The organism is Mycoplasma testudineum (assembly GCF_002245785.1).
GTDB classification, from domain to species: Bacteria; Bacillota_I; Bacilli_A; order Mycoplasmatales; family Metamycoplasmataceae; genus Mycoplasmopsis_B; species Mycoplasmopsis_B testudinea.
Genome location: NZ_NNCE01000006.1, coordinates 72,569 through 87,975, shown reverse-complemented (window position 1 = coordinate 87,975; position 15,407 = coordinate 72,569). Strand labels below are relative to the sequence as shown.

General features: G+C 27.1%; 15 protein-coding genes and 1 pseudogene. 3 read left to right on the top strand and 13 right to left on the bottom strand.

From position 1 onward, the window contains the following. Positions 1-182: 182 nt before the first annotated feature. The 5 genes from CG473_RS03305 to msrB form a co-directional block, all read right to left on the bottom strand. Complete coding sequence (locus tag CG473_RS03305) at positions 183-1,400, bottom strand: hypothetical protein (protein WP_094254891.1); 1,218 nt, start codon at positions 1,398-1,400, stop codon at positions 183-185. 254 nt (positions 1,401-1,654) lie between these two features. Next, positions 1,655-1,855, bottom strand: a complete 201-nt coding sequence (locus CG473_RS04185) for a hypothetical protein (RefSeq protein WP_133509995.1) — start codon at positions 1,853-1,855, stop codon at positions 1,655-1,657. 124 nt (positions 1,856-1,979) lie between these two features. Beyond that, positions 1,980-3,878, bottom strand: a complete 1,899-nt coding sequence (locus tag CG473_RS03300) for a hypothetical protein (RefSeq protein ID WP_094254890.1) — start codon at positions 3,876-3,878, stop codon at positions 1,980-1,982. Position 3,879: 1 nt separating this feature from the next. Continuing rightward, positions 3,880-4,737, bottom strand: coding sequence for a hypothetical protein (locus tag CG473_RS03295; RefSeq protein ID WP_094254889.1), 858 nt, complete (start codon positions 4,735-4,737; stop codon positions 3,880-3,882). Between the two features lie 869 nt (positions 4,738-5,606). Further along, positions 5,607-6,038 (bottom strand): peptide-methionine (R)-S-oxide reductase MsrB, encoded by a 432-nt coding sequence (msrB, locus tag CG473_RS03285; protein WP_208107025.1) that lies wholly within the window; start codon positions 6,036-6,038, stop codon positions 5,607-5,609. Between the two features lie 219 nt (positions 6,039-6,257). On the opposite strand from msrB, the gene rpmB reads away from it, so the two are divergent. Next, on the top strand, positions 6,258-6,449 hold the full coding sequence (rpmB, locus tag CG473_RS03280) for a 50S ribosomal protein L28 (RefSeq protein ID WP_094254887.1): 192 nt from the start codon (positions 6,258-6,260) through the stop codon (positions 6,447-6,449). A gap of 75 nt (positions 6,450-6,524) precedes the next feature. Here rpmB and CG473_RS03275 read toward each other — a convergent pair whose 3' ends face one another. The 3 genes and pseudogenes from CG473_RS03275 to CG473_RS03265 form a co-directional block, all read right to left on the bottom strand. After that, a complete protein-coding gene (locus CG473_RS03275) occupies positions 6,525-6,896 on the bottom strand; it encodes a PTS sugar transporter subunit IIA domain-containing protein (RefSeq protein ID WP_094254886.1) in 372 nt (123 codons plus the stop codon). 1 nt (position 6,897) lies between these two features. Beyond that, positions 6,898-7,479: a dihydroxyacetone kinase subunit DhaL gene (dhaL, locus tag CG473_RS03270; protein ID WP_094254885.1), complete on the bottom strand. Its 582-nt coding sequence runs from the start codon at positions 7,477-7,479 to the stop codon at positions 6,898-6,900. 3 nt (positions 7,480-7,482) lie between these two features. Further along, a pseudogene (locus tag CG473_RS03265) lies at positions 7,483-8,412 on the bottom strand (dihydroxyacetone kinase subunit DhaK). Positions 8,413-8,606: 194 nt separating this feature from the next. On the opposite strand from CG473_RS03265, the gene CG473_RS03260 reads away from it, so the two are divergent. Together CG473_RS03260 and CG473_RS03255 are read left to right on the top strand one after the other, a co-directional pair. Continuing rightward, the gene (locus CG473_RS03260; protein WP_094254884.1) at positions 8,607-8,945 is read left to right on the top strand and encodes a S1 domain-containing protein; all 339 of its coding nucleotides are present in this window, start codon (positions 8,607-8,609) and stop codon (positions 8,943-8,945) included. Continuing rightward, entirely contained in the window at positions 8,927-10,222 is a 1,296-nt protein-coding gene (locus tag CG473_RS03255; RefSeq protein WP_094254883.1) for a glucose-6-phosphate isomerase, read from the top strand. Before CG473_RS03260 ends, CG473_RS03255 begins: the two co-directional genes overlap by 19 nt. Before the next feature lie 141 nt (positions 10,223-10,363). Here the strand turns inward: CG473_RS03255 and CG473_RS03250 are convergent, their stop codons facing one another. From CG473_RS03250 to CG473_RS03230, 5 genes are read right to left on the bottom strand one after another with little or no spacing between them, the layout of a single operon-like run. After that, positions 10,364-11,272 carry a hypothetical protein gene (locus CG473_RS03250; RefSeq protein WP_094254882.1) on the bottom strand — a complete coding sequence of 303 codons (909 nt, stop codon included), beginning with the start codon at positions 11,270-11,272 and terminating at the stop codon, positions 10,364-10,366. 7 nt (positions 11,273-11,279) lie between these two features. Beyond that, on the bottom strand, positions 11,280-12,491 hold the full coding sequence (locus CG473_RS03245) for an MPN160 family protein (protein ID WP_094254881.1): 1,212 nt from the start codon (positions 12,489-12,491) through the stop codon (positions 11,280-11,282). Then, positions 12,442-13,401 carry an energy-coupling factor transporter transmembrane component T family protein gene (locus tag CG473_RS03240; RefSeq protein ID WP_094254880.1) on the bottom strand — a complete coding sequence of 320 codons (960 nt, stop codon included), beginning with the start codon at positions 13,399-13,401 and terminating at the stop codon, positions 12,442-12,444. Before CG473_RS03240 ends, CG473_RS03245 begins: the two co-directional genes overlap by 50 nt. Next, entirely contained in the window at positions 13,401-14,558 is a 1,158-nt protein-coding gene (locus CG473_RS03235) for an ATP-binding cassette domain-containing protein (protein WP_094254879.1), read from the bottom strand. The genes CG473_RS03240 and CG473_RS03235 overlap by 1 nt, the downstream gene beginning before the upstream one ends. Continuing rightward, complete coding sequence (locus CG473_RS03230) at positions 14,540-15,388, bottom strand: ATP-binding cassette domain-containing protein (RefSeq protein ID WP_094254878.1); 849 nt, start codon at positions 15,386-15,388, stop codon at positions 14,540-14,542. Before CG473_RS03230 ends, CG473_RS03235 begins: the two co-directional genes overlap by 19 nt. Positions 15,389-15,407 lie beyond the last annotated feature (19 nt).

The window sequence follows — 15,407 nt, the reverse complement described above, 5'->3', positions numbered from 1 at the left end:
ATGTCGCCTTATAACTTTAGACAACATTCCTTAGAATATATATAATTTTTTTAGTCCAACTTTAAGGTACCACTACAAACAAACTTATTTTTAATAATATTTTAATAGTTCCAATTAATGGTCAAAAATTCACAGTGTTATTTGTGTGTTAGTTAGGGGATAAATGCTTGAAAATATTTTAATTAATTCGCAACAATTTTCTTGATTGTTACAACATACATACTTATTAACAATCCACTCAATCCTAATATTATGTAAATAATTGTAGGCGGCACTGGTGAATGTGCAATTCCTGATTCAGCATAGAAGACAGCATTTTGATTGTTTAAAGGAATAAGGTTCAATGTACCAATTCTTGGATTAGATTCAAATTGTGGATTAAGTGTAAAATTTCTATTAAATCTAATATTATTTAAAACTTGAGCAAACATCAATTGCGCAAAAACAAAATTATCATCTAAAATTTGCACTTCCAAACCACTATCATTTGTAATCACAAAACCACTAGAACCACTTAAGTTGAAGTTGAAATTTCAAGAATTTATTGGGTTCGCACGATTTAAATTGCTTAGAGATGCAGCAATTCCATTTTGAAAGATTTCATTTATATCTGTTGAATTGCTTGTGTTAAAAACATCGATAAAAGTCGACTCAATAGTTGATTTATACATATTTAAAAAATCATTTTCAATATTTTCGCTTGCACCAATAGACCTACCGATTTTTGGAACAATATTAAGTTCAGAATTTGTTTTATTTGTTGCATTCAATGCAAATAAATATTTTATTATTTCTGAATTTTGCACTATGTTAATAACATAAAATTTTTCTAGTTCAGAATTTGAAAATTGAACAATATTTGAATTACTTGTACCAAGTTCATCGCTTATTCCGCCAACTTTAAAAATTCCATTATTAAATAAATTAGTGATATCGATATATTTAAAAAAATTACGGAAAGAATTTCTCTCCTTGTTTTGGATCGACTGAATTTCATTTATTACATTAATATCATCAGCATTATTTTTATCAAGTGTAATGAAATATTGTAAAAAATTATTTTGATTTAATATATCATTTCCATTTTTTATTATAGAAAGATTTCCTTCGTTTTGTAATGAAGACCTTTTATTTGCAATATGCTGTCTATTCGCAAACACGCTATTATATGGACTAATACGCGACGATGAATCTTCAATTGATCCAACTGATATTACAACAATCGGAACAAAAACAATAATAAATGATGAGACAACGCCAATAACAAGTGCACCAACTCTATTGATTATTTGTGATAAAAAAGCTAATAACGAAACAAATAATACACTTATACCAAATATAACAAATACAGCTCTAATAAAAATTATAAAGATTGGTAATACATAATCTGATTTAGCCATATAGCTTAATAGTATTATGCCTATTAACGTCCCATAAATTAAAGAATACAAGAATACAAAAGCAAATATTATTAAACACCTAGTTAAAAATACGTACAATCTCGAAATTGGTTTTACAGCAACTAATAACTCGTAACCAGATTTCTTATTACTTCCTAGTAGAGGATAAGCAACAAAAATTGTGTGAATTAAAATGAATATTAGTGAAAAAGGGCTAAAATTTGAAATATTGTATACTGCATCATCAAGAACATTTATTTGTGATTGATTCAACAGTAAAGGAAAAAAGTTAATGCAAATAATGCTAAAAATGCTATTATTAAGGTTACATAATAACCTACAGATTTATAGATTCTATTAATTGACTCAAATACAATTCCTTTTCAAGATGAATAAGAAGGTGGATGTAGCTGGTGTTTAAAGTTGTCTCATCTATATAATAATCTATTTTTCATAATACCCTTTTTATAATTTAACTATGTGTTTAATTTTAATACAAGAAACAAATAAGGATGTTAATTGTTTAAAGATTTTAAAAAGCACCAGTATATTTGGCGCCTTTTAAAAGAATATTTTATTTTATTCAAAATATTTAAGTATCAATTGATAATAATAAGTTGAATTTAAATCAATAACATTATCACGGTACACAATATTATCCACTGAAGGCGCTAAAGTAATTTTTCCAAAAACCTCTTCAGTTAAATATTGTTTATGCTCTTTCCAAAGAACTTTATTAGCTGCCAAACCTTTAACTCAAACGAATATTTGTTCATAGCTAATAAGACTATTTTCTACTTTAATTGCTTCAACAAATTTTTTAAATACATCTATTTGAACCTGTGTGGAAAATCCCGGGTCTTTATATAATTGTTTTGAAACTCAAATATACTCTGGAAAATAACTTAGATATTTTTCGGTCACTAAATGATAATTATAATTAAATGATTCTTCGTTTCTTCAATTTTCCAATATTCCGTTTTTAATTTTAAAATTAGTTTTGCCTGTTGCGTAATAGATTAAACTGTGGTTAACGCTTCAAAAAGATATTGCTGCTTCTACGCCTTTGTCTTCCCTACTAAAATATGGATTAGCTTTTACAAAAATAGGACTATCAAATTTCGAAAAGAAGAAAATTACAAACGTTAAATCGTAGCCCAATAATTTTCAAAACTCAAATTCAGTTTTAACAATGTTTAAATTAGTACTTCTGGATATTAACTTTATTTCATTTTGAATTTTATCATTTCCATTATACGTTTCTAAAAAATCAGACGATTCAATATAGTTATTTAAAATATTTTCTGTTTTAGCAAATCACTCTGGTAAGTTAGATTTATTAATCAAATTGGTTCTAAAATTTCACGTTAAAATTGAAATATATTTTTGAAGATTTATTTTTTCAATGTATTTAAAGTTTTCAATACTCATTTTGGAAATAGAATCCAAAACAGTGTACTGTAATTTTAAATTAAAACCCACACTTTTAGAAATTAAATATGTAGTATAGTTTCACTCAAAATTCGGAAATTTATTTTGAATATAATAATAATATTTTGCAATTTTACTTCTAATAATGTTGTTATTTAAACTAAAGTATAATTTTAATTTTCTAATTGATTCTCTTGCATCTTCTTCTGACATTTCATTTTTTTTATTATCATATCCATCAAAAAGATTATTAAATTCATCAACTAATGAAATGCTCAAGTCAATATTGCCGTCCTGGAGAATTAAAGGCGTTAAAAATTCTAACTCAAATTGTTTTTTTACATCTGAAAGATTACTAATAGATTGGAGTGTTTCCTGATAATGAACATATTTTTGAGTTACTCGTTCGATCAAATTGTTGTGACGATTTGATAATTTAAGTATTTTAAATACAATTGCAAATTGTTGCAAAATTAGTTTGCTATATGTATTAAATGAAGTTTTAGAAAGAATTACATTTTCAAATCAAGGAGCTAGCACTTCTTCAATGTATTTAAACACTTCATCATTATTTTTATTAATTCCAAGTGATAATTTCAAAAATAAATAATTTAATGATGAAAATGTATCTATTGATAAAGTTGCCGAATCATAATTAACATTTCCTAATTCAAAATTATTTTTTATTAAATTTATTAATGGCAAATTTTTATTTTCAAAGTCATATGAACTTATGGACATTAATTGTTCATATCAATTGTCAACATCTAATTTTATTTCGAAATAATTTTGAGTGAAACTATCATTCATCTGTTGATTGATGTCACCATACACTTCTTTGATTTTCTTATTGATAACGGCTGAAGATTCATTATTTATTTCTAAAGTATCTTGCTCGTCAATAAAATTAAAATTTTCTATTGTAACTAACTTATTTAAATTATTTATATGTTGTGCATAAGCAATTCCAATTCCCACAATTGGAGTTACAATAATTAGTCCCCCAGCCAAACCTCCAATTGTTCATCATTTTGCTTTTTTTGTCATATTAAACTAATTGATAAGCGAATGTTTTCCCTGTATCTGCATCAACATATCCTACAGCGTAATTAACACCATCTATTTCTGTTACTGTGACAAGACTATTATTATATTTTGATTCATTATTTTCATATACATCTAGTATCATTGCCTTAGCTGTCACAAATGCGGTTCTAGGAACATAACCGACATGTATATTATGTGATATGCCATAAGTTTGAACAGTAAAACCTGTATTTGGTGCTCTAAAATTTTGACTTTTCGCAACTAATTCAAAATTTTTAGTAGATAGATATGTTCTTGAAATATCAATTTTAGCAGAAGCCGATAATCCTAATTCATCTTTCGATACTTTACCTTGAACTTCACCGGAAGTACTGATTGTTACACCGTGTGAAATCGATCTAGAAGTTATAGTATCTATGGCCTGAACCACTGCTACATCTATAAATTTAACTACATTTTTTTTACCTTGTCCTATTACATAGCGGCTATCAACTTTAACTTGTCCTTTAGCTACTACTGATCTACTATATTCTTCAAAAGTATGATATTTGAAAAACAAGAATCAATTTTCTTTTCAATAGCCATCTCTTTTAATATATTGATATCCATCAAGATCAATGTCTAATTGACCAGGATAGTATGAAAATCAAGAACTACCGTAGTAACCTGGCAAAACAAATCCATTAATTCTACTTTCGAATTTACGATGCTTAACTCCTCAAAACGCATTAGTCCCATGTAAGTCAACTGGGTAATTTCCATATTCATTTACTGATAGCGTCACTGTAGGTGCCATTATTGCACCAGCAGAAAGAACTGCTGGCAAAGACAATTTCAAAATTTTTTTAAATAATTTCATTTTACATCTCCATTTTTTTTATTTATACATAAGTATTATAAGTTACATTAATTTTGATGACCTTGAAAGAGTGAAAATTGATAAAATCACATGATTTAAAAAGTTATTACGTGATTTTTATTGTAAAGTTTATATATGCTAAATATCAAAATTGGTTACAGAAAAATAAAAAAATTGAACAGTAGTGAACAAAATATATTTCGAGATATAGTTACAAATTGTCAATTTTACATAAACTCACCAATCAAAAAAATATTGATAACCCATCATATTTCAAAAAACTATTTGACAAATTTGTCGAAAAAATTAGGATTTCAAAATTTTAAAGATATGAGAATTTTCTTAAATATGTTTTACGAAAAAAAATCACTTTTTTTACACACAAAAAAATACGAACACAATTTTAATTTTTCATTTATGCATCAAATTAATTTAGAAATTGATAGAATCTTGAATAACAAAATTTCAATTTTCATAAATAATTTAAAATATGAAATCCCCAAAATTGTAATAGGAAAGTCTCTTGAGTGATTAAAAAATACTATCAAATTTAGCTTTCAATGCCAACAAATTTTGACATTAGATGAAATTTTGTATTGTAAAAAAAATCCAGAAAATGTAATTTTTTTTGGTAATGAAGAAGAACTATTATTTTTAAAAAAAACGCATCTGTTAACTCGTATCTTTCATTCTGTCATAAATTAACATTACCAAAATTTGAAAATCAATTGTCAAAAAATATTTATTCGTATTTTCAAACTAAAGACAATTTAGTAATTTTGCAGATTTTTTCATACATAGTAAATCACATAACATCTAATAACTCTTAAAATTAAAAACCCAAAACCTGTGGATATTGGTTTATTTTTCTATTTAAATAACTTTAAATATTCTCCGTATCCTGATTTTTCCATTTCTTCATATGGAATAAATTTTAAGGCAGCACTATTAATACAATATCTTAATCCGCCTTTATCTCTTGGACCATCGTTAAAAACATGTCCTAGGTGGCTATCGGCAGATTGGGAACGAACTTCTATTCTTGTCATTCCGTGACTTTTATCAACTATTTCTGTTAGGTTTTCAACTGGTTTTGTAAAAGCTGGTCAACCGCAACCTGAATTATATTTATCAATTGAAGAAAATAAAACTTTACCATCTACTATATCTACATAAATACCTTTTTCAAAGTGTTCATCATATTCATTAGTATAAGGTGCTTCTGTACCGTTTTCCTGTGTTACACGATATTGGATATCAGTTAATTTCTTTTTTAATTCTTTTTTATCTATTTTGCTCATACAATTATTATAGAAAATTAAACGTTATTGTTGCATACAAAATTATTGTAGATTATTTTTTAAATTGGTTTTTAGTTAAGCATAGCGACATAGGAAACAATTCAATAAGAAAATGTTAAAAATAGTGTAGCATTTTATAGTTATACTTAAAAATGCATTTTCTAAATGTATTGTGGTATTATTAAAAAACATTATGACCCATTCTAATGAAAGGAACTTATGGCCGGAAAAGATAAATTAACAGGTAAAGCACCAATGTTTGGTAATAACCGATCTCACGCTCTTAACTCAACAAGAAGAAGATTTAACTTGAATTTAAGATACATTACATTGGTACAAAATGGTCAAAAAATAAGACTACGTGTTACTGCCAAAACAGCAAGAACATTACGAAAAAAAGGTCTTATTTAAGATTACTCTGCATTACTTCATGATACTTAGCGGTATCATTTTTTTTATAAAAAAATGGGTTAGACCCATTAATTATTACTTACTAATTACATTTTGAAGTTTGCTTAGAATTTCTTCAAAAGTGATGTCATCATCCATAATTGCACTAATAGCAAATGCACTTTCTAGAAAAGCATTTTTAACTACTAAAATTTCTTTATCGCGAAACATTTCTTTAGCAATTTCTGCTTGCATCACAGAACTTCCGATATCGGGTAATAAAACTATTTTTGAATCAATTTCTTGAATGAAACCTGATATTTTTTCTAAATCAGTTCCTAGTGAATTATCTTCAAGTCCGCTTGCATTAATAATGTCATCAGCTTTTATTCCAGGCAGCATATTAATAATATATTCTTTAATTGATTCAACTAAATTGTAATGGTGTGAGATTAGAATTAGTTTCATTTTAAATATTAAGTAAACCCATAATTATTATTTTGCTTGAAGCGCTGCCTGGATCTATTGTTCCAATTGAACGCTTTCCAAGAAATGAAGCTCTTCCCTTTTTAGCTTCCATATCTTTTGTAGAATCAACAAATCCATTTAATTTCTTAATATTTTTAGCTTTATCTTTTTCTGTAGCATAAAAATTAGCAAAATTTTCTCAAACATCCATCATCGTTTTATCACCTAATTGTGATTTACCTAGTCGTTTAATTGTATAGACAAATGAAGCAGCAATTGTTTCAATTATTTCTTCTTTTGACATTGAATTATCAACTTTTACTGAAGCTTCTCTAAAAGACATCCCATATAAAGGTCCGCTAGCACCTCCTACTTTTGAAAGTAAGATCATACCTACAGATTTTAGAATTTCTTGGACATTAGTTTCATCTATATTTTCAATAGCTACTTTAACATTACTAAAACCACGTTCCATGTTAATTCCATGGTCTGAATCACCAATTGCAATATCTAGATCTGTTAAATAGTCTTTTTGAGAAATTATTTCATCAGCAATTTCAATAAAAACTTTTTTTCAATTCATAAATTAATCTCTATCAAACTTTTCAAGAATCGGTTTAAGTTTTTTTGTAATTTTAAGTACTGAAATTGATATTCCTGGCATATCTAAAGAAGTCATAAAAGTTCCCTTTTTAGCTCTAACTATTTTTATATTTTTACTTTCTAAATATTCAAATGTATCTTTAGCAACAATACTTAATTCCATGTCAGTTGTTGCACCTAGATTATTTATTAAAACTAATACTTCTGAATTTTTGTAATCTAAATCTGCTAAGATTCTATCTAAAATTAATTTAACAATTTCTTTTGAAGACAGCATTTTAGATTTTTTAATTCCTGGTTCTCCGTGAATTCCTAAACCTATTTCCATTTCATCTTCATCAATTTTAAAACTTGCTTTTCCTACAGCAGGAACCGTAACACTACCTAATGAAATTCCCATTGTTCTAACATTATCAATAACTTCTTGAGCTATCTCGGTAACTTGATCTAAATCCATTTTTAAACTAGCTGCTTTACCAGCAAATTTATGAACTAGAACTGTTCCTGCTATTCCTCTTCTGCCTTGTGTATAGGTTGAGTTTTCAACTGCAACATCATCATTAACAACAACCAAATTAGATTTAATACCTTCTGCTTCAGCTAATTCTTTTGCAATTTAAAAATTCATTAAATCACCAGAATAGTTTTTAACAATTAAAAGAGCACCTTTATCGCTTTTAGTATATTGCATTGCTTTTAAAATCATATCCGGAGTTGGACTAGTAAAAATATTACCTGCAACTGCAGCATCAAGATAATCTGCTTTAACATAACCGCCGTGTGCTGGTTCATGACCTGAACCACCACCTGAAATTAAAGAGACTTTACTTTTATCAATTTTCTTTTTATATATAACTTGTGATTCTAAATCAACTTCAATATTACTATCAAGATATTTAGCACCAATTAGCATTTCTTTTAGAATGTCTTCAATTTTATTTATTATTTTCTTCATATTTACCTCTCTATTATTATATTTTTAATATTGCAAATTTTTAGATAAGAACTTTTTAATACGGTTTTTTTCCACATTTTTTAAAAAATTTTACGTTTTTGAAAATTATTATTTTTATACCCTTTCAATTACAATGGTTTAAAATTAAAAATATGGAAATCGGAAGCATACATAAAGCCAGAATAGTAACAATTAATGAAAAAGGTATTTTACTTGAACTAACTAATGGCTGAAGCGGGATTGTGTCAAATTCAATTAAAATTGAAGCATTAAGTGCAAATATACTAAGGTATTTAAGAATAGGCGAATTTATTGATGTTAAAATCACAAAAATTTTAAATAATAATAGGTTTTTAGCAAGTTTTAAAGCTATTAGACCAAACTTAATGAGTCCGCGTAGTAAATACGAATTAAAACCAACAAGTGGCGGTTTCTGAAAATTAAAAGAACAAGCAGATAAGGATATAAAAAAATGAGCAAAATCAAATTAATTTTAGATCATGCAGTTTCAATGGATAACATTTTGAAATACAAAGATAAAGTAAAAACTATAAATGAGGAAATGAATAAATTCAACACTCCAGGTTTTGAAAAATTAGGTTGAAAAGATTTACCAGAAACTTATAATAAAGAAGAATTCAAGCTAATGAAAACTAAGGCTTTAGAATGGCAAAAAGATAATGTAGAAATTTTAGTAGTTATTGGTATCGGTGGTTCATACATGGGCGCTAAAGCTGCTATTGAATTTTTGCAAGGAGAATATCCAACTAATAGAGCAATGGAAATTCTTTTTGCTGGAACAAATTTATCTTCAACAGATTTGTATCAAAAACTTAGATATGTTGAAAAGAAAAAGTTTGCAATTTGTGTAATTTCAAAATCAGGTACAACACTTGAACCAGCTATTGCTTTTAGAGAATTTAGTGCTTTATTAGAAAAAAAAGTTGGACCTCATAATGCAAAAGATTACATTTCAGTTGTTACTGATGCAAATACTGGTACATTAGCTGAATTAACAAAAATTAAAGGATATACAAAATTTGTTTTACCTGAAAATGTTGGCGGAAGATTCAGTGTTTTAACACCAGTAGGAATTTTCCCAATGTTATGTGTTGGAATTGATGCAGAAGCAGTTTTAAAAGGTGCTGCAAAAGAAAATGAACTATATAAATCAAGTGATTTAGAAAATAATATAGCTTATCAATACGCTGTTGCAAGATATTTATTACATACTAAATACCCAGCAGAATTATTAGTTGCTTATGAACCATTTTTAAAACACTTAACTTTATGATGAAAACAATTATTTGCAGAATCAGAAGGAAAACTTGAAAAAGGACTTTACCCAACTGTTGCACTTAATTCTCAAGATTTACACTCAGTTGGACAGTTTATTCAAGAAGGTTCAAAAATGCTTTTCGAAACAATCATGTGAGTTGAAAAGCCTCAATTTGATTTAAAAATTGAAGATTCAATTGAAAACATTGATGGATTAAATTATTTAATTGATACAAGTGTGCACAATATAAATAGAGCTGCATATGAAGGTACTTTAGCTGCTCACGTTAATGTTGGTAAAGTTCCTAATATTCAATTGATAATTGAAGATAATTCTCCTGAATCATTAGGTGCATTATTCATGTTTTTTGAAAGAGCAGTTGCTATGTCTGGATATTTATTAAAAGTTAATCCTTTTGATAATCCTGGAGTAGAAGTTTATAAGGCAAACATGATTAATAAACTTAAAGCAAATTCTAAATCAAAATAATTAATTTAAAAAATTCAAATTGACGCTTAATTTATTTAGGTGTCAATTTTTAAATAAAAAAAAGCACTCGTGCTTATAGCTTGAGTGCGCCCATAATCAAATTTTAATTAAATGATTATGCACCATCTTTAAAAGATGTAATTATTCATTAATTCCGGAAATTATGTAAATTTTCGGAGTTCCGTATTTTTGTTTTAGATTTTCTAAAAGTGTATCGGCATTAGATTCTTTTTCTTGTGCTGCATGAACTCAGTTTGTAAATTCTTGAATCGGGAATGTTCTGTCAAATTTAACAATTGTTCTGCTAGCTCTGATTCCTGAAAATAACTCACTTTTATATGTTCTATCAACTCTCATAAAAACTCCACCTTCATAACTAACGTAAGTTGACATAACATTATCTTGTGGTGAATTTATATCATCTTCTCCAGTATGATCATGTGAGTGCCCGTGTCCATCTCCGTGGTCATGTGAATGTCCATCTCCGTGATCGTGTGAGTGATTATGGTTATGAGTATAGCTCTGACCGTCACGGTGTTCATCTATGCTTGTGTCATAATACGCAGGTGAATTTATTTCCTCTTTATTGAAAATATTTATAAGTGTATATGGGTGATAATAATTTATTTTACTATGACTTGTTACATTTTTAAAATCAATTGCAATTGGATTTTTAAACAAATCTTGAGCAGAAATTGGATTATTTTCAGTATCAACTATTTGTAACTTATTTGGATTAGAAATTATTCATGTTGAGTAATCTCTTAAAAATATTTTTAAATTTTTCGATACTGCAGGATCTAATTTATCATCTTTGATATTTGTTGTTGCTCCGATTTTGTCGTAAGCTGCTTTTACATCTGCAGAAGATTTAGTTATATTAGTATCTAAAGATTGAGTTAATTCATTCAAACCACCTTCAAATACTAAAGTTCTTAAATTTTTAACAACCTCTGAAGTAACAGATGGAGTAACTGTTGAACAAGCTACAAAACCAATTGAAGCTATCGGTATTACAGATCCTAGTAATAATTTTTTATATAATTTCATTTTTTCCTTAAACTAAACCGAATTGTCGGTTGATATATATTATTTTTTTTTCTGTAGCAACAAATATTAATGATTCAAGCAAATATTTAACTAAAAATATTGCACTTAATGTAGAAATAAAAGCAACAGCATTATTTATGTTATTTAAACCTCTATTATCAAGTGAATCATAATAAATCTTGTGAACTATTGAAGTGTATTCACCGGTGACTAAAAAGTAAGTTGCCAAAAAACCAAATGCTTCACTTAATGCTGCTAAGAACGAAAACAGCGTTAGTGAAATTACTTTTCTAACAATAATACTTTTAGTATTAACTAAATACTTTTTATTTTTGTCATCTTTTTCATAAGCTCATCTAGTGGAAGCTCTAAACAATAAATAGTAAAGAGCATAAAAAATAAAAACCACTAATACGTTATTCACCATGTAAAAAACTACATCGATTGGTGAATGAACTGCGTGAATAGCAAAGTGCAATCAAGGGGAACTAGTTGCAATTATTAATGTATATAAAACACCTATCATTTTTATTGCTAAAATTAAAACCATAGTTTCAAATATTCTTAGCATAAATGCACTACCTCACGGCAATGGAATTCCAGGTATTTCTAACATTGATAAAATTACTGATAAACCTAACAATATTGCTGTTAGAGCAATTTTATATGTCTCGCCTTTGCTATTCATTTTACTAGTTGCCAAAAAGTCCTGAAATATTATTTTTGAAAAAGTAATCTTTTCAATTTTTTCGAAAACCAGTTTTGATATGTCAATTTTTTTAAATTGATAATTTTGTGACTGAGGATGAGTAGTATCAACAATTTTGCGTTTTTTTACTAAACGCAAATATCATTTACTATTCACAATTGCATGAATTCATCAAATTTCATTTTTATAAATTAGTATTCAAACTATTGCATCTGCTATAAGCATTGAGATAGTTAATGAAATACCAAGAGAAATAAATAAAACTGAATTATGATCTCAAATAAAGGCAACTCTAATATCAACGTGGTCACCATGGTTAATGGTTCCTGAAGTAGAAAAATATACTAAACCATAAATTAATACACCTAATGCAATAAATGTAAATAATGCAAAAATATAAACATATGGACTTAATTTTGAAATTTTTAACTTGTATCAAATTTTTATAAATTTATTCATATTAAGTAGTAAATAGTACATCTCACTTTCATATTGTGTTGAAGAATTCATTGTTTTCAATAATAAACAAATAATTAGCTTGTGCCGGTATTGGTCTTACAAATTGTAAGTTTCAATATGCAAGAATTGCAAATACTAGTAAAGCTATATAGAGGCCTAAACCCAGTCACTGATAATAGTTGTTTTTTTGACGTGGATAATGGCTTCTAGGACTAGTTGAATCATAACCTTTTGCTTCTAAAGCTTGAGATAAATTTTCAGCTCTTTTTAAAGCATTTACAAACATAGGTATAACTACAGAAATGTGTGCTTTTGCTTTTCTAAAAATGTTTTTTGATTCAACATCAATTCCTCTAGCAGATTGTGCTTTTATTACTTGATGAAATTCATTTGCTAGTAAAGGTATGCTTTGAATTGCTAAAGAAAGAATTAAGCTTATCTTTTCAACCGGGAATTTTATAAATTTTAAAGGAGATAAAATTCCCTGAAAAGCTAATGTTAATTTTAGTGCTTGAGTTGTTGTAGTTAATCACAACATCATTGTTAAAATTACTACAATTCTTAGAGTGATAAATGTGGCTCTAGTTACAACTTTAGTATTAAATGAGTATCAAGTAACACCGCCATAAGAACCGCCTCCAGAATAAATAAATGATCCAAGAGATTCATTATTTACACTATTTCCAACTGTCAAATTAGGCAAATAAATAAAACCATTAATGAGCGTTAAAAAGATAAAAAAGAATATTGCAAATTTAATAATAGTTAGATAAATTTTTCAAGGTATTTTACTTAAAATCATAATTATAAAAAACAAAATAAGCATACCAATTAAAGCATATAAACCTGAAGCTAAAAACACAGACACAATTGATAAAATGATTGCAATAAGTTTTAGTCTTGGATCTAATTTAACTGCTCAATTATTTGTTGATAAATATTTTCCGTGAGTACTGTGCATTATTTTTGTCCTATACTACGACTTATTGACATTGCTAATTCTTTTATTGACCTATTGTGTAAATTATCTAGTTTCATACCTTTTTCAGCTAATGCATTTTGCATTTTTATTACCGAAGGAATTTCAATTCCAAGTTTACTTACTAATTCTTTATTATTGAACAAATCAAAAGGATTTCCTTCATAAACAATTCGCCCGTTGTCCAAATATTTAATTTCGTCTGCAACTTCTAAAACAAAATCAATATCATGACTAACAATAATAACTCTTCTTTTTTCCATAGTTTTCAACTGCTCAATCATCTGTTTTAATCATGTTACACCTTCAGGATCTAAACCTACATTGGGTTCATCTAAAATTAATGTTTCAACTTGATTTGCCAATATACTCGCCAAAGCTAATCTTCTTTTTTGTCCTGCAGATAATTGAAACGGACTTCTATTTAATAAATCTTCAGGTAAATGAACCATTTTCAAATATTGAAGCGCATAAGCATAATTATTTTTTTGAACCAATTTTAAATTAACTGGCCCGGCTAAAATTTCTTCAGCTATATTATTTGAAAATAACTGATAATCAGGAAATTGAAATACTAATCCAAATTTGCTTTTTAATTCAGAAAGATAATAATTATCTTTATTTGCAAATAAAAAGAAATTACCATTTTCTAAATAACCTGTTTGTGGTTTTATAAGCCCATTCATAATTTGAGTTAATGTGCTTTTACCGCTTCCTGTTTTACCCATTATTACGGTTGTCTTTTCGTGCTTAATTACTGTTTCAATATTTTTAAGTACGTGATTTGGTTTCTTAGGTTCATCAAAATAAAAAAAATTAATTCTATGCAAATGTAATGATTCATGTTCTCATAAACTATTTAAATTCATCATCTGATTATTTGCTAAAAGAATATTATTTCTTTCTACAAAACTAATTAATTTCTCGCATTTTTTTAAATATTTATATTTATTCAAAAGCATCTGACTTTGAAATACATCTAAATGGTGATGGTCATGTTCTGATTGAGCAACTTTTTTTATTTTTTGGTGAATCTTATAATGTTTGGAATTTATTTTTTGTAAATATTTATTGAATTTTTCAATTACACTTGTTAATTCCTGACTATATTTTTCAATATTTATTTTTGCATTAAACATAATTGTGTAGCTAGGCTTTCTACATTTAAATCATCTGACTTAACATTTATGTTTAGATTTTTTAATTCACTAATCAGGTTTGGTAAAAAAGGCAATTCTAATCCATTTTCTAAAAGTAAATCTTTATTATTTATTAATTCCTTGTATGTCAATTTAGCAATAATATTTCCGTTTTTGAATATAAAAATGTTGTCTGCTTTTACCAATTCTTCCATATCGTGACTCACAGATATTATTGTTCTGTTTTTTTGTTTATGAAGTTGGGAAATTATATTTTGAATTTGTTTTTTGCTTTTGTAATCTAACATCGAAAATGCTTCATCTAAAATTATTATTTCTGGGCTAAATGCTAAAACCGTAGCTAATGCAACTTTTTGCTTTTGGCCTCCACTTAATTGATCTGGTGCAGTTTTTCGGTAATCAAGCATATTTACATCGGTTAATACATTGTGGACAATGTCAGGCATCAATTCAGACTTGAAATTATAGTTTTCTAAACAAAAAATTATGTCTTCTTCAACTGTTGATCCTATAAGTTGAAAATCAGGATTATCAAAAACTATTCCAACTTTTTTTTGTAATTTTCTGCCGTTGGATTTTGATTTTAATTGTCCTAAAATTTCAATTTCCCCATCATATTGTTTAAGCACGTTTGCTATAAGTTTAGTTGTTGTAGATTTTCCACTACCATTTTGACCTACAAAAACATTGTAAGTACCTTGCTCTATTTCCAAATTTAGGTTGTTTAAAATAAGATCACTATCTTTTGAATATTGAAATTTAAGATTTTGAATTTTAATTGCTTGTGGCAATTTTTTATTTTCATTCATAATATTAAATCTTTCTACA